This is a genomic window from Lacinutrix sp. Bg11-31 (genome assembly GCF_002831665.1).
In the GTDB taxonomy this organism is placed as follows: Bacteria; Bacteroidota; Bacteroidia; order Flavobacteriales; family Flavobacteriaceae; genus Lacinutrix.
In genome coordinates, this window is the sequence record NZ_CP025118.1 from 3,384,506 (window position 1) to 3,401,529 (window position 17,024).

The window sequence follows — 17,024 nt, forward strand, 5'->3', positions numbered from 1 at the left end:
TTCCATTTTTGGACTATTAACGTTATGTGTACAGTAAGTATTTTTTACAAAGGAAATAATGATTTTGTGTTAACCTCGAATAGAGACGAAGCACCAAATAGAAATGCGCAGTCTCCAGAATTTTATACTATTAATAATACTCAATTATTAATGCCTAAGGATGAGCAATCTGGAGGAAGTTGGATTGGAGCAAGTAATAAAAACAGGATAGTATGTTTGTTAAATGGTGGTTTTAAACTTCATAAAAGAAAACCAAAATACAGACAAAGTAGAGGTGTTGTAGTTACAGATTTGTTAACTGCCACTAACATTAATACAACTATAGCGTCTTATAATTTTAACGATATAGAGCCATTTACAATAGTAATTGCCGACTGGAATACAGATTTAAAATTCTATGAATTGGTTTGGGATTCTGAGCAAAAACATTTTCAACAGTTACCATTAGAAACTAAAATATGGTCGTCTTCTACTCTATATACTGAAGATAAAAAACAAGCAAGACGGGATTGGTTTGAAGCTTTTAAATCTGAAAATGAATTGTCTTCAAGTTCACTTTTAGAGTTTCATAAAACGGCAGGTAAAGATAATACAGACTTTGGTGTTGTTATGGATCGTGGTTTTGTAAAAACAACAAGTATTACTCAAATTGAAAAAATAGATACGGCTTTAGAAATGCAATTTTATAATTTGAATACTTCAGAAAAAACGAATAAAAAGTTTAATCTTGTTGAGACAGTAAATGAATAATCAAGAAGAAAACACAGGGATAATAATAACACTTGCCTATCCAGACACCATTGTTTCTCATGCCGAAGAATGGTACTCTCCTTATTTAAGATTTGTAGGAGTAGGAAGCAAAACAAGTGTGCGTGCAGGACATGCTGCATTGGTTTTAATAAATAAGGAGACAGGTGTTTTAGAATATCACGATTTTGGTCGTTATATAACATCAGAACCTAATGGACGTGTTCGTGGAGTTCATACAGATAACGAATTGCATATTCCGCTTGAAGCTGAGATAAAAGCAGATGACATTTTAAATCTAGACGCTATTTTAAAATTCTTTGCTACAAACCCTAAACTAACACATGGAGACGGAAGGTTGGTGGCTTCAGTTTGTAATACTATAAATTACAAAAAAGCAAGAGCTCATATTACTAACATGCAAGAGCAAGAGTTTATTTACTATGCAGCTTTTAAAAAAGAGGCTTGTAATTGTGCGCGTTTTGTAACAGATAGTTTAATTGCATCACTAACAAATTTAAAAACTAAAAAAGCTTTAGAGAACTCGAAATGGTTTACGCCAAGTACAGTTGGTAATGTTTTACTTGCTAATAGTGGTGATTATCCTTTTGAAGTTTCAGATCAAGGTGAGATTGTAGAGTATAAAGGTTCTCAAAAAAGTGAAAATCTAAAATGTTTTTTAGATAGGTTAAAAAATTACAAACCTAATAAAGTTGGAACGCTTATTCCTAAAGAAGTTGAAGGTCTCCATGATAAAGCACAGTGGCTTTCTGGGATTGCAGCTGGTGCCTGGTATGAAGTTTATAAAATGGAAATGCTAAACGAATATCGTTACAAACGTATTTCTCCTCATGGTAATATAGATTGCGATGCTATATATATTGCTGAAGATTCAAGTTTTAATTATGAAGATGAATATAAAATTATCCATTATTCAAACTGTCATTTCTTTCATTTAGAACAGAATAAAAAAGTATTTAGGTTTAATAGGAAGTATTAAAGTTATTTTTAATAGTAAATCTTGTCAATTCGAGTGCTTCGACTTTGGAGAAGTGTATTGAGAATAGCTTTTAATAAGTTTATTAATGCTGGTGTTTTTTCTAGTATCTAGATAGAAAATTAGTTTCTGTTATTTCTAATCAAGATTAAGACATTAGAAACTATAAAAACTAATGCAACCACAATTAAGCCAATACCAGAAATTAATTGTTTGCTACAAATAAACGAATTATCCCAATTCTTATATCCACCAATCATTCCTACTCCAAAGTATATCATTAAAATACAAATTGGGTATATGATTATTCTAAGTAGAACGTTTTTAATCAAAAGATTAGTTTATAGCAAAAGGAGCGCTCAATTTAAAAGTAGGAATAGCGACATCAAACTTTTTAGTAGTAGTAAAATTCACCATTGTGTAATGACCATGCATAGCTCCAAAAGGAGAGGTTAATAAGCATCCAGAAGAATAGATATGAGATTCTCCAGGTTTTAGAACTGGTTTTTTTCCAATAACACCTTCTCCAGAAACAGTTTCAGCATTATTTAGCGCATCAAGTATTACCCAATGTCTTGCATTGAGTTGCACAGAGTCTTTACTCTGGTTTTCTATAGAAACCTTATATCCAAAAGCGTAGTGTATTTTATAATTCTTATAAAATGTGCCTTCAAAATTGGTCTCTACCGAAATTTTTATGCCTTTTGTTACTTGTTGAACCATTAGTTTTATTGAATACTTCTGCTAAAATACTAAATTTTATAATTTAATATGCAAGTTGGTAGTGTGTTATAATTTAAATTATTGCTTTGTAAGGGAGTAAATTGTTATTCTAACTCTAGTTTGTCAATTCGGTTTCCTATGGTGAAATTTATCATTTCTGCTTCTAGTTTGTTAAAATCTTGTTGTTTTACCTTTTTAATTATTTCTCCATTTTTCATTAAATAAATCTCATTACATGTATTTGCTAGAGTTGAAAAGATATGAGATGAAATAATAATTGTTTTATTTAATTGTTTTAACTCTTTTATAATTTCGGTTATAATTAAATTACTTTGGATATCTACTCCGTTAAAAGGTTCGTCTAAAATAAATATTTCATTTTTTTGAATCAAAATAGCAGTGATTGCTAATTTTTTTTTCATTCCTGTAGAATATGTCGATGCATATTGATTTAACGGAAGGTCGAAAATATTTTTACTTTCAATATTTAATAATTCTATACCTCTAGCATTTGCTAGTAATTGTATGTATTCTTTTCCAGTAATTTTAGGAAAAAAGAAAGGCTCTGTAAGCAAGAGACCTAAGCAATCTTTTATTTTGTTAAAGTCTGATGCTATTTTTCCTTCAAATTTTTCTAGACCAGCAATACACCTAAATAGCGTTGTTTTTCCGGCTCCATTTTCGCCAACAATTCCGTATACCTTGCCTTTTTCAAAATCTAGATTAATAGTATTGAGAACCTTTTTTTTGCCATAAAATTTAGATAGTTCTTTAATTTTTATCATTCTAGTAAGTGGTTTAGTCGTTTAATAGACTTTGAGTAAAAGTAAGGTATTGTTATAACCAATGCAGGTGGAAATATAAAGCAAAAAGCTATAATAATACCTTCTGGTAAATTAATCTCATTTGGGATATTTGAGTATTTTGCAAAAATTATTGTTGCAAGAAAAGAGTAGCATAGAAGCGATAGAATAATAATAATATCAATTTCTTTGTTAAAACTAAAACATAGAGTTAGTACTATTGGGACATTTAAAAAGGTGAAATAAATAAAACAAGTTTTTAATTTTTCTAATAAAAAGGCTTTAGGCGTTAAATTATAGTTCCATATAAAATAGTCGTTCTCTAATTTTGAATAATAACTTAAACAAACAAAGCTAATTAATAGCATAGAGAATAAACCAAGGTTAAAATTGCCAACAGATATTGCTTTATATGTTAAAAAATATGCAATTGGAAAAATGTAAAATGTTTTTCTAAAACCTACAGTAAATTCAAAAGGCTTTTTTTTAAATGGAGTGGGTATCGTTAAATTAAGTTTTGAATTAAAATTAACGAATGCTAATAAAGCAGCCAATACAGTTAACAATAAAGCATGAAATATTAGTTGCTTGAAAGTTAGGTAAGCTAAGAAAGGGAGTGCTAAAATTAAATTTTCAATAATTCTTAACTTTAAATAATTGGTCTTATTGAGAATAGATTTAATAAAATCGTTTCTTCGTTTTTCGCTTAATTTCGCTATAAAAACTAGTGAAATTAATATGTAGATAATTTTAGAAAATTCAGTTTTAGAGAAAAGAAAATTAGAAAGAAGTACGAAAAACACAGGAAAAAGCAGGTATGCAATAAAAAGAGGTAATCCAAAATCGATTAATCTTCTATTCAGGATTCTTAATTGAAGTTTAAAGTAGTTTTTTAGCTGCAATTTTAATGGTTGTTAGTCCGTTTTTAATTTGTGATATTTACAGAATTCCCTTCTCCTAAGCCAATAATTCTATCGTACCTGGCGCCTAGATCTCTATAGTACACTAATACTTTATAGCTGTTTTCGGTTTGGTGAAAATTACCACTAATAGCGTTTTCATCAATGCTCCCGTCTTTGTTTTTTATAACATACTTGTAGCTATAAAAACCTTGTTTTAAAAGCAACTTACCTTCGTAAGTGCTATTTTCCTCATAATATGTTAGTTGGGTGCTTTTGTCTACTGCGTAGTTATTAAAGTTGCCGTAAACATGTATTGTTTGTCCCTTTTGTAGTTTGTTTAACTCTAATGTAAAATGAACCTGAGCATAATCTGCACCAGTAGTTGGGTCATCTGTGTCTAAAGCTGTAATTAGAAAATTTCCATTAATATCTGGGTTGTAAGTATAGGCTCTGTTTGCTCTCAATACATTTTTGTATAAATAACTGTTATAGAGATCTTTTAACTCTATAAACTGAACACCTGTATTTGCACCTCTCAAATCTTTATTTTCAAAATAAAGGTATTCGTTCCCTGCATAAAAACTGGTTCCTTTTACATATCTATATTGCAATTCGTTGCCTAAAATGTATTGCGGTTTAATATTTTTAATAGCAGTTCTTAAGTTGTTATTCTGAATAATTACTGTTTTTACAGTTTCTAATGGATTGTTAAATCGTATAGATGAAGAACTAATAGCGATATCAACAGTGTGTTTGTCTTTTATTTCGCTAACATCTCTAGAACGTTTAATCGCTACACCAACTGAAGCAATATCTTCGTAAACCATAAACTTTCTAGTAAACTCTATATCGTCATCTTCATTATAAATAGTAATAAGATAATTTCCAGATTTTGTTATGCCACGTGTTTGCTCGTTAGGGATTGTTAGTGTAAAATGAGAATATACTTGGTAAGTGTTAAATGAATTGTTCCATATTCTAATACGTTGCTCATTGAAACCGTCTAAATATTCAGATTGTACTAAAACCGAAGGTGTCCAATCGTAATTGTATTGTTTTATCTCATAGTAGTAATCGTCTTCGTTTCCGTTTAAAACATCAAATTCTAAAATTAGTTGTTCGCCTAACTTTAAAATAGGTAGCTGGCTTTCTGGTGTGTCTCCTCTAAAAGCGATGGTTTTTATCTCTTCGGTAGGATTTATTTCTTCAACTTGACCAAATGCAGAAGTAGATACTAATAAAAATAATAAAAACTGTTTAACGTTAAATGCCATTTAATAGGGTTTTCTTAGTGTAAAGATAAACAAAATCTATGCCTGTTTTTCCGCGTTAGCTTATCTAACCAAAAATCTCATAAAATATTGTGAAATCTTTGATTATTAATTCGTATTTTTGCACCGATTTTTGACCATCCAAAAATCAGTTAGCTAAACTATTAACAAATAGATTTATACATATGTCAAACGACATTAAGATTAAAAAAGGTCTAGATATAAAACTTAAAGGAGCTGCAGAAAAGGCAACAGAAAACGCCATAATAAGCAACACCTGTACAGTTAGACCAGAAGACTTTCACAGTGTAATTCCAAAATTATCGGTTAAAGTTGGTGAAAAAGTAAAGGCTGGACAAGCTTTGTTTTTCAATAAAACCAACGAAAACGTAAAATTTGCTTCACCAGTTTCTGGAGAGGTTACTGAAATTGCTCGTGGTGAAAAACGTAAAATTCTTTCTATAACAATTCAAGCAGATAAAGAGCAATCTTTCGAAGATTTTGGAGCTTTAAATGTAGATTCGGCAAAAACTGAAGATATAAAAGCGAAATTATTAGCTTCAGGTTGTTGGGCATTTGTAAAGCAACGTCCTTACGATGTTATTGCAAATCCAGAAGTTGCTCCAAAAGCAATTTTTGTTTCGGCTTATGCTAGCGCGCCTTTAGCGGCAGATTTAGACTATACTTTAGCTGGTAAAGAGGCAGAGTTGCAAGCAGCAGTTTCAGCTTTAGCTAAATTAACAGAAGGTAAAGTACATGTTGGAGTTGGTAAAAACGGTAATTCGCCATTGGCAGGATTATCTAATGTTAGCATCCACAATGTGTCTGGACCGCATCCATCAGGAAATGTTGGAACACTTATAAATAAAATAGACCCAGTTAATAAAGGAGAAACAGTTTGGACTGTTGCTGCTCAAGACTTGGTAATTATTGGTGAATTATTATTAACTGGTAAGTTTAATGCAGAGCGTGTAGTTGCTTTAGCAGGATCATCGGTTAAAAAGCCACGTTATTTTAGAACTAAAATAGGAAGCGAAATCGCAACTATGGTTTACGATAATGGTGTAGATAAAGACGGAAACGACAGAATTATTTCTGGAAACGTTTTATCTGGAAAACAAGTAAAACCAGATGGTGCTCTAGATTATTACAGTAATGTAGTATCTGTAATCCCAGAAGGTGATGATTACGAATTTTTTGGATGGAATAAACCAATCTTTAATAAAGTATCAACGTCTAGAGCACTTACTTTTTCTTGGTTAACACCTAAAAAAGAATTTGCTTTAAATACCAATACAAACGGAGAACATAGGAATTTTGTAACAACAGGGACTTACGAAGCAGTTTTTCCTTTAGATATTTTTCCAATGCAGATTTTGAAATCGTGTATGTATCAAGATTTAGATGAAATGGAAGCTTTAGGAATGTACGAAGTTGCACCAGAAGATTTCGCCTTAACAGAATTTGTTTGTGTATCTAAACAACCACACCAAGATATTATTAGAAAAGGTCTTGATTTAATGCTTAAAGAGATAGGATAATGGGTTTAAAAAGCAATTTACATAACTTAAAAGAAAAGTATAAAGGAACAAAAATGGCTCCTGCATTTAATGCAATCCATACTTTTTTATACTTGCCAAATGAGACGACGCATAACGGAACTCACATTAAGGCAGCCGACGATTTAAAACGTACCATGAATATTGTTATTATGGCAATGGTACCATGTTTAATCTTTGGAATGTTTAACGCAGGTTATCAGCACTATTCAGCAATAGATGCATTAGCAGGTGTTGCAAGAGAAGCTTCTTTATTTGGGAACTTTCTAACTTGGGATAACTTTGTTATTGGAGCATGGCAAGTATTGCCACTAGTAATTGTTTCTTATGGTGTTGGTTTATTAGTAGAATTTATTTTCGCAGTAATAAAAGGACACGAAGTAGAAGAAGGTTACTTAGTAACAGGAATGTTAGTGCCATTAATTGTACCAATCGATATTCCATTATGGATGTTATCTGTTGCAGTTATTTTTGGTGTAGTAATAGGAAAAGAAGTGTTTGGTGGAACAGGAATGAATATTCTTAATCCAGCATTAACAATACGTGCCTTTTTATTCTTTGCATATCCAACTTGGATGTCTGGAGATAAAGTTTGGGTACATGGAGCAGACCCTAGAGTTCAAGACCTTGCAGCAGGAGCAACACCAGATGCATTGTCTGGAGAGACTATTTTAGGAGGTTTAGCACAAAATAATTCTAGCATGTTAGATTCAGCTGGAGATATATGGAATGCCTTTTACGGTTTTATTCCTGGTTCAGTTGGAGAAACATCAACATTATTAATAATATTAGGAGGTTTGTTTTTAGTATTTACTAAAGTAGGAAGCTGGAGAATAATGTTATCATCTGTTGCAGGTGCCATTGTTATGGGATTAATATTTAATGGTATTGCTTCTGCAGAATGGATTTCAGAATCAAGTAAGTTTTACGGCTTAATGAGTACAGATTTTTGGATGCATTTACTTATTGGAGGTTTTGCCTTTGGTACAGTATATATGGCAACAGATCCTGTAACAGCATCACAAACAAACAAAGGAAAAATTATATATGGATTCTTAATAGGTATACTATCAATTATGATTCGTGTATTCAATCCAGCCTATCCAGAAGGTGTAATGCTAGCCATTTTATTAATGAATGTCTTTGCACCAACTATCGATCATTACGTAGTACAAGGAAATGTAAAACGTAGAATGAAACGTTTAAAAGTTAAAACAGCATAATTATGGCAGTTAACACAGATAAAAACTCATATACTATACTCTTTGCTATTGCAATGGTAGTAGTTGTTGGATCAGTATTAGCCTTTACAGCATCGTCTTTAAAGCCTGCGATTACGAAAAACAAAGAAATCGAAAGGCAGCAGAATATTCTCTATGCTATGGGAATTAATGGTAACGAAGGTACTGGAGATATTACTTTTGTAGAGAAAGCTAAAGTAGCAGATGCTTTTAAAACTAATGTTTCAGAGCAAATAGTTCTAGAAGTAAAAGGCGGAAAGGTTTTAAAAGAAATGACTCGTGATGAGTTCATGAAATCTAAAGACCAAGGCGCAGGAAAAGAACCTTATTTAATAGATATTAAAAAGGAACAAACTAAAGCGAAAAACGGTGAGTCAAGATTTTTGCCTTTATTTAAAGGAACCCAAGATGGTAAAACAGTTTATGTTACTGCTGTTAGAGGAAAAGGGCTTTGGGATGCAATTTGGGGCTATGTTACTTTAGATAAAGACATGGTTGTTCAAGGCGCGTTTTTCGATCATGCTGGTGAAACTCCTGGTTTAGGAGCAAACATTAAGCAACGTTACTTTATGGATGATTTCCAAGGTGAAAAATTATTAAATGATGCTGGTGTTTTTAAAGGAATCAAAGTAGCTAAAGGAAACAACGATCCAGTTAACAAGATAAAAGATGATAACGAAGTTGATGCTCTAGCAGGAGCAACAATTACAGGAGATGGTGTATCTGCAATGATAAAGAAAGATTTAAAATTGTATTTACCTTACTTTAAAAACTTAAAATAATATGGGACTACTTTCAAAAAAAGACGCAAAGTTAATCACAGATCCATTAGCAGATAATAACCCAATTACTATTCAAGTATTAGGTATTTGTTCTGCTTTAGCAATTACTGCAGAGCTTAAAGCTTCTTTAGTAATGGGAATTGCTGTATTGTTTGTATTAGGAGTTGGTAATGTTGTAATCTCTTTAATGAGAAACATAATACCTTCAAAAATTAGAATTATTGTACAGCTAATTGTTGTTGCAGCTTTAGTAATTATTGTAGATCAAGTACTTAAAGCTTTTGCTTACGACTTAAGTAAAACACTTTCGGTATTTATTGGCTTAATTATTACCAACTGTATTATTATGGGACGTTTTGAAGCTTTTGCTTTAGCAAACAAACCATGGCAATCGTTTTTAGATGGTATTGGTAATGCTTTAGGATATGCAGTTATTTTAGTAATTGTAGGTTTCTTTAGAGAGCTTTTAGGTTCTGGTACACTTTTCGGAATTCCTGTTTTAGGAGATCCTATCGAAATGACTGGAGTTTATGCTTTAGGTTACGAAAACAATGGTTTTATGTTAATGCCTCCAATGGCTTTAATAATTGTAGGATTAATAATCTGGGTACAACGTAGTAGAAATAAAGATTTAATCGAGGATTAAGAAATAAAGTAAACAGTTTTCAGTCATCAGTTGGCAGTCGCTTACTCAAGACGAAACTAAAAGAATATAAAAATGATAGAACATTTAGAATTATTTTTCAAGTCAATTTTTGTTGACAATATGGTGTTTGCGGTTTTCTTGGGTATGTGTTCATACTTAGCCGTTTCTAAAAAAGTTGCAACAGCAGTTGGACTTGGAGCAGCCGTAATATTTGTATTAGCGATCACTGTACCATTAAACTGGTTGTTAGATCAATATTTATTACAACCAGGAGCATTAGCTTGGTTAGATGGGAGTTCAAACGGAGAAGGTTTCTCTGGTATGGATTTAGGTTTCCTTTCTTTCATTATGTTTATTGCAACCATTGCAACAATGGTACAATTAGTAGAGATAGTGGTAGAGAAATTCTCACCATCATTATATAATTCACTTGGTATTTTCTTACCATTAATTGCAGTAAACTGTGCCATTTTAGGTGGTTCATTATTTATGCAGTCTCGTGAAATTGAAACGTTTGGTTTAGCAGTAAATTATGGAGTGTCTTCTGGAATTGGTTGGTTTTTAGCAATTTTAGCAATTGCAGCTATTCGAGAAAAAATTAGATATTCTAATGTGCCTGCACCTTTAAGAGGATTAGGAATTACATTTATCATTACAGGTTTAATGGGAATTGGATTTTTAAGTTTTGGTGGTATGTTAACAGGTGGAGACGAAGAAGAAGCTTCTCCAGAGCCAACAGCACAAATAGAAAAAACACAAACTGAAGACGCTAAGGTATTAGCCGAAAACACTAAAATAGCAGAATAGTATGATTTTAGCAGCAGGAACAGGAGCAACAGTAATAACAACAGTAGTAGCGTTTTTAATTATTGCGTTAGTACTAATAAGTTTATTATTATTTGTAAAGCAAAAACTATCACCATCAGGTCCAGTAAAGATCTTAATTAATGGTGAACGTGAAATAGAAGTAGCATCTGGAGATACATTATTATCTACTTTAGGTGGTAATAAAATTTTCTTACCATCGGCTTGTGGTGGTGGTGGAACATGTATTCAATGTGAATGTCACGTACTATCTGGAGGTGGCGAAGCATTACCTACAGAAACACCTCACTTTTCTAGAAAAGAATTAGCTCATGGCGCACGTTTATCTTGTCAGGTAAAAGTGAAACAAGACATGGAAATTACAATTCCTGAAGAAGTTTTCGGAATTAAAAAATGGGAAGCAACTGTAGTTTCAAACTATAATGTGGCCACTTTTATTAAAGAATTTGTAGTTGAAATCCCTGAAGATATGGGATATAAAGCTGGTGGGTATATTCAAATTGAAATCCCAGAATGTGAAATAAATTACTCAGAAATGGATGTTACTGCTCACCCAGAAGATCATCCAGGTGAACCAAATAAATTTGAAGCAGATTGGGACAAGTTTGGTTTAAGGCCATTAGTTATGAAAAATAAAGAATTGGTTGAACGTGCTTATTCTATGGCTTCTTATCCTGCAGAAGGTAGAAAAATCATGCTTAATGTACGTGTAGCAACACCTCCTTTCGATCGCGCAAAAGGCGGATGGATGGACGTTAATCCAGGTGTAGCTTCTTCATATATTTTTAACCAAAAAGTAGGAGATAAAGTAACAATTTCTGGACCTTACGGTGAATTCTTTATTAATGAGTCTGAAGCTGAAATGCTTTATGTAGGTGGTGGAGCAGGTATGGCACCAATGCGTTCTCATTTATATGAATTGTTTAGAACATTAAAAACAGGAAGAAAAGTAACATATTGGTATGGTGGACGTTCTAAAGCAGAATTATTCTACATCCATTACTTTAGAGCATTAGAGAAAGATTTTCAAAATTTTAAATTCTTTATCGCATTATCAGATCCTACTGAAGCAGATAACTGGCAACTTAAACAGAGTGTTGAAGATCCTAATGGCGATGGATTTACTGGGTTTATTCACCAAGTAGTAATCGATCAATATTTATCTAAGCATGAAACTCCAGAAGATATAGAACTATATTTCTGTGGACCACCATTAATGAATCAAGCGGTTCAGAAAATGGGTGAGGATTTTGGTCTTGACGATGAAAATATCCGTTTTGATGATTTTGGAGGTTAAAATTTATTTTAAAATCTAAATCTCATTACCGAGAAACTATAATAAAATTAAAAACCCAATACGAAAGTGTTGGGTTTTTACGTTGGTAATATTATGAAGAAAATACTACTTATTCTTATATTACTAATTGCAGTTGTTTCTTTAGTGTTTCAATTTACACCCGTAAAAGAAACTGTGAATTATGTTTCTAAGTCTGTTGTTTCTAAAACAAGTCTAATTTCAAAAGATAGTTTAACTATAAGTTCTAGAGTTAAAATACCTAAAGGTTACAAGCGTGTAAAATATCCAAAAGGGTCATTTCAGGAATATTTACGTAACTATAGTTTAAAGCCATTTGGCAATAAGATTATTAATTATGATAATAGCGAGTATTACTGGCAACAAGGCCATATTGGGATATTAGATATTCTAGTACCTAAAAACGGATTACAGCAATGTGCTGATGCTTTAATTAGAATAAGAAGCGAATACCTTTGGGATACTAATAGAAAGAGTGAGATAGGCTTTAATTTCACCTCAGGACATTATTGTTCTTGGAAGAAATATGCCGAAGGTTATAGACCAAATATTAAAGGCAATAAAGTAACGTTTAGCAAAACAGCTTCAGCGAATGCTTCAAAAGAGAACTTCTATAAATACCTTAACCTTATTTATATGTATTCAGGTACTTTATCCTTGTCTCAAGAGTTAAAAGCAATCACTTCTGTTAAAGACTTAGAAATTGGAGATATGCTTATAAAAGGCGGAAGTCCAGGTCATATTGTTATGCTTGGAGATGCAGTTGTAAACGAAAAAAGAGAAAAGCTATTTCTATTATTTCAAGGTAATACTCCTGCCCAAAGTGTTCATTTAGTAAAAAATTTAGAAGACAGTGAAATTTCACCTTGGTACAATTTAAAAATGAATGCTTTAATTCCAGTATCTAACTACACGTTTTACTATTCTAAATTTGCTAGGTTTAAATAACTTCTTCAATTTCGTACTTGATACGGAATCCACTTTCTATTAATAATGCTTTATTGTACTTTTGTTCTTTAATTAATTAGATTCCACTTATGTGGGAAATAAAAAAAGTTTACCGCTTTCGCGGAAAGTACCATGAGTAAACCTTTAACACCACAAGAACTTCACAACCTTGCTATGAACCATGTTGGTAAAGACCTCGAAAAACGAGGTTTCGAGTTTATTGCAATAAATAGTAAACTTAAAAAGCACCCTCAATTTGTTTGTATGGATACTAATAAAAAACATTTTTTCGTAATTGTTAAAGCAGTACTATTACCAGATAATGCTAATAATTACGATGTGGTTTGGATGGAGTCTTTTAAAGAACATGCTCGCGAACATGATGCTAAAGTATTATACGCAGGAGTTGGTTTAGGTAACCCAAATGGAGAATCGTTGCCAATTTTTTTAGACGAAGAATATTTAATCGAATACAATGGCATTCAAGTTTTAGAGACTAATTTTAATTAAGAATAAAATCAAGATTGCATCGTCATTGCGAGACGCTTTTTGCGACGCAGCAATCTTTTAAATAACACAAAAATCATGAGATCGCCACGTCCTTTGTTCTCGCAACGACGTACTCTTTTTTATATGAAGAAAACTATAATTCTACTATTCTTTATCATTTCACTTGTTTCATGTAAGCAAGAGTTTAAAAACATTAAAGTTTCAGGACCTGTTTTTGGAACATTTTATGATGTTACTTTTGCTTCACAAAACAATGAAAACCACCAGAAGCAGTTTGATAGTCTCTTTTTTATCATCAATAAATCGATGTCTAATTATCAGGTGAATTCGGATATTTCAAAGTTAAACAGAAATGAAACTGTAGGTATCGATGCTCACTTTATTAAAGTATTTAAAGCATCAAAGAAACTATATAGAGAAACAGAAGGTGTTTTCGACCCTACCATTGGTAAGTTTGTTAATGCTTGGGATTTTGGATCTGAGAAACCTAAAGCAAAACTAGATAGCTTAAAAATTGATAGTTTAAAACAATATGTTGGTTTTAATAAAGTAGGATTAGTAGATAGTACCATAAAAAAAACAAGTGGTGCTTTTATCGATTTTAATGCTATTGCTAAAGGTTACGCAGTAGATGTTATTGGAGAATTTTTAGAATCTAAAGCTATCAAAAATTACATGGTTAATATTGGTGGTGAATTAAGAACAAAAGGCATAAACATCGATAAGTTAAGTCCTTGGACTGTTGGTATTGAAAACCCTAATTTCGATGATACTCAAAGTACAAATACCATTTTAGAGCTTAAAGACAAAGCAATGGCAACATCAGGAACGTATAGAAAATTTAAAGTAGACGAAAATGGTAATCGTTATGCTCATATTATCAATACTAAAACGGGTTACCCAAGTAAAACAAATATATTGAGCGTTTCGGTAATTGCAGATACGTGTATGTTTGCAGATGGCTATGCAACAGCTTTACAAGCCATGGGAATTGAAGATGCTAAAACTTTTTTAGTTAAACATCCAGAATTGAAAGCGTATATTATATACGAAAATGGTGAGCAGGAATTTGAAGTTTTAGATGTTAATGGGTTTAAAGAATAATTAAATTAGAAAATAAATTGAACAACAAAACTAAATACTCAATACTTACCGCAATAGTAATAATAGCAACATTATTAGCTAAAGAATATTTAATTAATGAAGAGCAAGAAAAAGTTGTAGCAGGAGGAACTATAGTAAAAGAAGACACCAACGAATACTTCTTGCCAACAAGCACAACAGGACAAATAGTGCATCATGATGGTTATAGTTTAAGTTACAGCGAACCACACGAACAAGCAGAGTGGGTTGCTTACGAACTTAAAAAGTCTCATTTAAGTAGTACCAATTTTAAACGACCTTACTTTGAAATTGATAATGCTGTAAAAACAACAGCTGCACATTGGCGAAACTATAAAAAATCTGGTTACGATCGTGGACATTTATGTCCAGCAGGAGATAGGAAATATAGCCAAGAAGCACACGACGAAACGTTTTTAACATCGAATATTTCACCACAAAAACACGATTTTAATGCAGGTGTTTGGAATCGTTTAGAGCAAAAAACGCGCTATTGGGCAAGTAAATACGATGGTGTTTTTGTAGTTTCTGGTGGTGTTTTAAAAGGTGATATGAAAACCATAGGAGGCGAAAAAGTCTCTGTCCCAAATCGATTTTATAAAGTAATTATCGATAATAATTCTGGAGACACCAAAATGCTTGCTTTTTTAATGGATCACGAAGCGTCTAGCGAACCTTTATATAAATTTGTAGTATCTGTAGATGAAGTAGAAGAGCTAACAGGAATCGATTTCTTTTCAGAATTAGAAGACCAAAAGGAAAATAGATTAGAGGCTTCTAGTAGTTATAAGAATTGGAGTTTTAATTAATAAAATATCTTTCATTCCTTGAAAAAGTGAATCTCATCAAATAAATATTAGAATCCTAACTTCTTTCTAAAACCTTTCCAGCGCTCTCGTCTAACAAACTCACCTTGCTCTTTGCTAACAAAAGGCTCAAAGTTATTTTTTCTAGCTTTTAAATATCCTGAAACAAAACTATTAAAAGTGCCAAAATCACTTCTTTTAAATGCGTTGTAAACACCTAAAATAAAAGTGAGTACAAATCCATATCGCATTTTATACATGGCTTCACCTTGCAATAGTTTAGCTTGTTTAGTATAATTTGCTCCAGTTGGTTTTAAGTGTTTTACTTTTAAATCATCATCAAGTAAAATGTCCCATTTGTAAAACTTAGCTAATATTTCATCAATAGTATCCCATCCTATGTCTTTTTTTAACATTCCAATATCTAAAAAGCATTTTTTAGTATAAGCTTTTAAAGCGCCTCGAATATGGTCTTTACCAGTAATTTTTTCTCTAATCCAAATGTTTTTTTGCTCTATATAGCAATAACCAGCAGCCATGCCAATCATTTTATTAGATTGAAAATGTTTTACTAATGTTTCGAGATAATTTTCAGGAAAAATTAAATCTGCATCAAACTTGCAAACAATATCATAGTTATCATCTAAAGTGTCAAAACCTTTATAGAAAGCATTAATAATTTTTGATCCAGGTAAATGTGAATTTGAAGATTCAATATTTACTATTGAAATATAATGGTGTTGTTTTATAAATTTTGTTACAATAGCTTGAGTGTCGTCAGTAGAATTATCATTTACCACCACAACAGACTTTGGTTGTAAAGTTTGTGAGACTAGTGATTCTAGAGTTTTAGCGATAAAATCTGCTTCGTTATGAGCTGGTATGACGATATAGAAATTCAAATAATAAATTTAAAAAATGAATTTAACCAAAAATAGCTTGTTTAATACCTTTCCAACGTAGTTTTCTAATGAATTTACCTTCAGCCTCCGAAACTATAAATTCTTTTTCATTACGTTTTGCTTTAAAATAGCCTTTTAAATCATTGACTAATATTGAAAAATCACGATTGTTTATGCTCTTTTTTAAAGTAGCAATTAAGCTAATTAAAACGCCATATCTCATCTTATAAAAAGCTTCGCCTTGAAGCAAAGCACTCTTTTTTGAGTATGAGTTTCCTGTAGGTTTTAAGTGTTTAACTTGTAAAGCTTGGTCTGTTTTCACAGTCCACCCATAATATTGTGCTAATAAAATATCGACAGTATCCCAGCCAATACTTTTCTTTAAGCCACTAATGTCTTGAAAGCATTCCTTTCTATAGGCTTTAAAAGGACCACGAACATGGTTTTTAGATGCTACAGTTTCGTAAATCCATTCTCCATTTTTTTCTATGTAAGCCAAACCTCCAGCAATACCAGTTTTTTTGTTAGATTGAAAAAGGGCAACAATAGATTCTAAATAATTTTTAGGAAGCATAATATCTGCATCAAATTTGCAGATTATATCATAGTTGTCATCTAGTGTTTCAAAACCTTTGTAAAAGGCATTAATTACTTTACTTCCAGGAATATGTTCTATTGAAGATTTAATTGAAACACTTTGTAACCAATTGTTTTCTGCTGAAAATTTATCGATTATAATTTGAGTATTATCTGTGGAATTATCATTTACAACCACTACTTTCTTTGGTAAAAGCGTTTGGTTAGCTAGAGATTCTAGCATTAATGCAATGCAATCTTCTTCGTTATGAGCAGGAATGATAATGTAAATGTTCATGAAAACAAATTACAGTAATATAATATCAAATACCAAAGGCTTTCAAGTAAG

The 17,024-nt window shown here is 31.7% G+C and carries 18 protein-coding genes; 12 read left to right on the forward strand and 6 right to left on the reverse strand.

The window, feature by feature from the left end; genetic code table 11:
* Window positions 1-24 precede the first annotated feature (24 nt).
* Entirely contained in the window at window positions 25-750 is a 726-nt protein-coding gene (locus CW733_RS15050; RefSeq protein ID WP_100998133.1) for an NRDE family protein, read from the forward strand.
* On the forward strand, window positions 743-1,747 hold the full coding sequence (locus CW733_RS15055) for a DUF6695 family protein (protein WP_100998135.1): 1,005 nt from the start codon (window positions 743-745) through the stop codon (window positions 1,745-1,747). Before CW733_RS15050 ends, CW733_RS15055 begins: the two co-directional genes overlap by 8 nt.
* 119 nt (window positions 1,748-1,866) lie before the next feature.
* On the opposite strand, the gene CW733_RS16475 is transcribed toward CW733_RS15055, so the two are convergent.
* The 4 genes from CW733_RS16475 to CW733_RS15075 form a co-directional block, all read right to left on the reverse strand.
* On the reverse strand, window positions 1,867-2,025 hold the full coding sequence (locus tag CW733_RS16475) for a hypothetical protein (protein ID WP_157811594.1): 159 nt from the start codon (window positions 2,023-2,025) through the stop codon (window positions 1,867-1,869).
* 55 nt (window positions 2,026-2,080) lie between these two features.
* Window positions 2,081-2,467: a Co2+/Mg2+ efflux protein ApaG gene (apaG, locus tag CW733_RS15060; protein WP_100998137.1), complete on the reverse strand. Its 387-nt coding sequence runs from the start codon at window positions 2,465-2,467 to the stop codon at window positions 2,081-2,083.
* Between the two features lie 104 nt (window positions 2,468-2,571).
* Window positions 2,572-3,252: an ATP-binding cassette domain-containing protein gene (locus tag CW733_RS15065; protein WP_100998139.1), complete on the reverse strand. Its 681-nt coding sequence runs from the start codon at window positions 3,250-3,252 to the stop codon at window positions 2,572-2,574.
* A 943-nt stretch (window positions 3,253-4,195) separates the two neighbouring features.
* Window positions 4,196-5,446: a type IX secretion system plug protein domain-containing protein gene (locus CW733_RS15075; RefSeq protein ID WP_100998142.1), complete on the reverse strand. Its 1,251-nt coding sequence runs from the start codon at window positions 5,444-5,446 to the stop codon at window positions 4,196-4,198.
* A 182-nt stretch (window positions 5,447-5,628) separates the two neighbouring features.
* Here CW733_RS15075 and CW733_RS15080 point away from each other — a divergent pair, with 182 nt between their 5' ends.
* The 10 genes from CW733_RS15080 to CW733_RS15125 all read left to right on the forward strand — a co-directional run bounded on the left by CW733_RS15080 (window position 5,629) and on the right by CW733_RS15125 (window position 15,200).
* Window positions 5,629-6,984, forward strand: coding sequence for a Na(+)-translocating NADH-quinone reductase subunit A (locus CW733_RS15080; RefSeq protein WP_100998144.1), 1,356 nt, complete (start codon window positions 5,629-5,631; stop codon window positions 6,982-6,984).
* On the forward strand, window positions 6,984-8,225 hold the full coding sequence (locus CW733_RS15085; protein WP_100998146.1) for an NADH:ubiquinone reductase (Na(+)-transporting) subunit B: 1,242 nt from the start codon (window positions 6,984-6,986) through the stop codon (window positions 8,223-8,225). Before CW733_RS15080 ends, CW733_RS15085 begins: the two co-directional genes overlap by 1 nt.
* Before the next feature lie 2 nt (window positions 8,226-8,227).
* The gene (locus CW733_RS15090; protein WP_100998148.1) at window positions 8,228-9,025 is read left to right on the forward strand and encodes a Na(+)-translocating NADH-quinone reductase subunit C; all 798 of its coding nucleotides are present in this window, start codon (window positions 8,228-8,230) and stop codon (window positions 9,023-9,025) included.
* Between the two features lies 1 nt (window position 9,026).
* Entirely contained in the window at window positions 9,027-9,671 is a 645-nt protein-coding gene (locus tag CW733_RS15095; protein ID WP_100998149.1) for an NADH:ubiquinone reductase (Na(+)-transporting) subunit D, read from the forward strand.
* A gap of 72 nt (window positions 9,672-9,743) precedes the next feature.
* Window positions 9,744-10,478 (forward strand): NADH:ubiquinone reductase (Na(+)-transporting) subunit E, encoded by a 735-nt coding sequence (gene nqrE, locus CW733_RS15100; RefSeq protein WP_100998151.1) that lies wholly within the window; start codon window positions 9,744-9,746, stop codon window positions 10,476-10,478.
* 1 nt (window position 10,479) lies between these two features.
* Window positions 10,480-11,793 carry an NADH:ubiquinone reductase (Na(+)-transporting) subunit F gene (gene nqrF / locus CW733_RS15105; RefSeq protein ID WP_100998153.1) on the forward strand — a complete coding sequence of 438 codons (1,314 nt, stop codon included), beginning with the start codon at window positions 10,480-10,482 and terminating at the stop codon, window positions 11,791-11,793.
* Between the two features lie 93 nt (window positions 11,794-11,886).
* Window positions 11,887-12,759, forward strand: coding sequence for a DUF4846 domain-containing protein (locus CW733_RS15110; RefSeq protein WP_100998155.1), 873 nt, complete (start codon window positions 11,887-11,889; stop codon window positions 12,757-12,759).
* A gap of 132 nt (window positions 12,760-12,891) precedes the next feature.
* Window positions 12,892-13,269: a Na(+)-translocating NADH-quinone reductase subunit F gene (locus tag CW733_RS15115; RefSeq protein ID WP_100998157.1), complete on the forward strand. Its 378-nt coding sequence runs from the start codon at window positions 12,892-12,894 to the stop codon at window positions 13,267-13,269.
* Between the two features lie 123 nt (window positions 13,270-13,392).
* On the forward strand, window positions 13,393-14,373 hold the full coding sequence (locus tag CW733_RS15120; protein ID WP_100998168.1) for an FAD:protein FMN transferase: 981 nt from the start codon (window positions 13,393-13,395) through the stop codon (window positions 14,371-14,373).
* Between the two features lie 17 nt (window positions 14,374-14,390).
* Window positions 14,391-15,200, forward strand: coding sequence for a DNA/RNA non-specific endonuclease (locus CW733_RS15125; RefSeq protein ID WP_100998169.1), 810 nt, complete (start codon window positions 14,391-14,393; stop codon window positions 15,198-15,200).
* 47 nt (window positions 15,201-15,247) lie between these two features.
* On the opposite strand, the gene CW733_RS15130 is transcribed toward CW733_RS15125, so the two are convergent.
* Complete coding sequence (locus CW733_RS15130; protein ID WP_100998171.1) at window positions 15,248-16,099, reverse strand: glycosyltransferase family 2 protein; 852 nt, start codon at window positions 16,097-16,099, stop codon at window positions 15,248-15,250.
* 22 nt (window positions 16,100-16,121) lie between these two features.
* Entirely contained in the window at window positions 16,122-16,973 is an 852-nt protein-coding gene (locus tag CW733_RS15135) for a glycosyltransferase family 2 protein (RefSeq protein WP_100998173.1), read from the reverse strand.
* Window positions 16,974-17,024 lie beyond the last annotated feature (51 nt).

Excerpts from the sequence above, each read along its gene's own strand:
- CW733_RS15050 (WP_100998133.1), top strand. The coding sequence starts at position 25 with ATGTGTACAGTAAGTATTTTTTACAAAGGAAATAATGATTTTGTGTTA.
- CW733_RS15055 (WP_100998135.1), top strand. The coding sequence starts at position 743 with ATGAATAATCAAGAAGAAAACACAGGGATAATAATAACACTTGCCTAT.
- CW733_RS16475 (WP_157811594.1), bottom strand. The coding sequence starts at position 2,025 with ATGATATACTTTGGAGTAGGAATGATTGGTGGATATAAGAATTGGGAT.
- apaG (WP_100998137.1), bottom strand. The coding sequence starts at position 2,467 with ATGGTTCAACAAGTAACAAAAGGCATAAAAATTTCGGTAGAGACCAAT.
- CW733_RS15065 (WP_100998139.1), bottom strand. The coding sequence starts at position 3,252 with ATGATAAAAATTAAAGAACTATCTAAATTTTATGGCAAAAAAAAGGTT.
- CW733_RS15075 (WP_100998142.1), bottom strand. The coding sequence starts at position 5,446 with ATGGCATTTAACGTTAAACAGTTTTTATTATTTTTATTAGTATCTACT.
- CW733_RS15080 (WP_100998144.1), top strand. The coding sequence starts at position 5,629 with ATGTCAAACGACATTAAGATTAAAAAAGGTCTAGATATAAAACTTAAA.
- CW733_RS15085 (WP_100998146.1), top strand. The coding sequence starts at position 6,984 with ATGGGTTTAAAAAGCAATTTACATAACTTAAAAGAAAAGTATAAAGGA.
- CW733_RS15090 (WP_100998148.1), top strand. The coding sequence starts at position 8,228 with ATGGCAGTTAACACAGATAAAAACTCATATACTATACTCTTTGCTATT.
- CW733_RS15095 (WP_100998149.1), top strand. The coding sequence starts at position 9,027 with ATGGGACTACTTTCAAAAAAAGACGCAAAGTTAATCACAGATCCATTA.
- nqrE (WP_100998151.1), top strand. The coding sequence starts at position 9,744 with ATGATAGAACATTTAGAATTATTTTTCAAGTCAATTTTTGTTGACAAT.
- nqrF (WP_100998153.1), top strand. The coding sequence starts at position 10,480 with ATGATTTTAGCAGCAGGAACAGGAGCAACAGTAATAACAACAGTAGTA.
- CW733_RS15110 (WP_100998155.1), top strand. The coding sequence starts at position 11,887 with ATGAAGAAAATACTACTTATTCTTATATTACTAATTGCAGTTGTTTCT.
- CW733_RS15115 (WP_100998157.1), top strand. The coding sequence starts at position 12,892 with ATGAGTAAACCTTTAACACCACAAGAACTTCACAACCTTGCTATGAAC.
- CW733_RS15120 (WP_100998168.1), top strand. The coding sequence starts at position 13,393 with ATGAAGAAAACTATAATTCTACTATTCTTTATCATTTCACTTGTTTCA.
- CW733_RS15135 (WP_100998173.1), bottom strand. The coding sequence starts at position 16,973 with ATGAACATTTACATTATCATTCCTGCTCATAACGAAGAAGATTGCATT.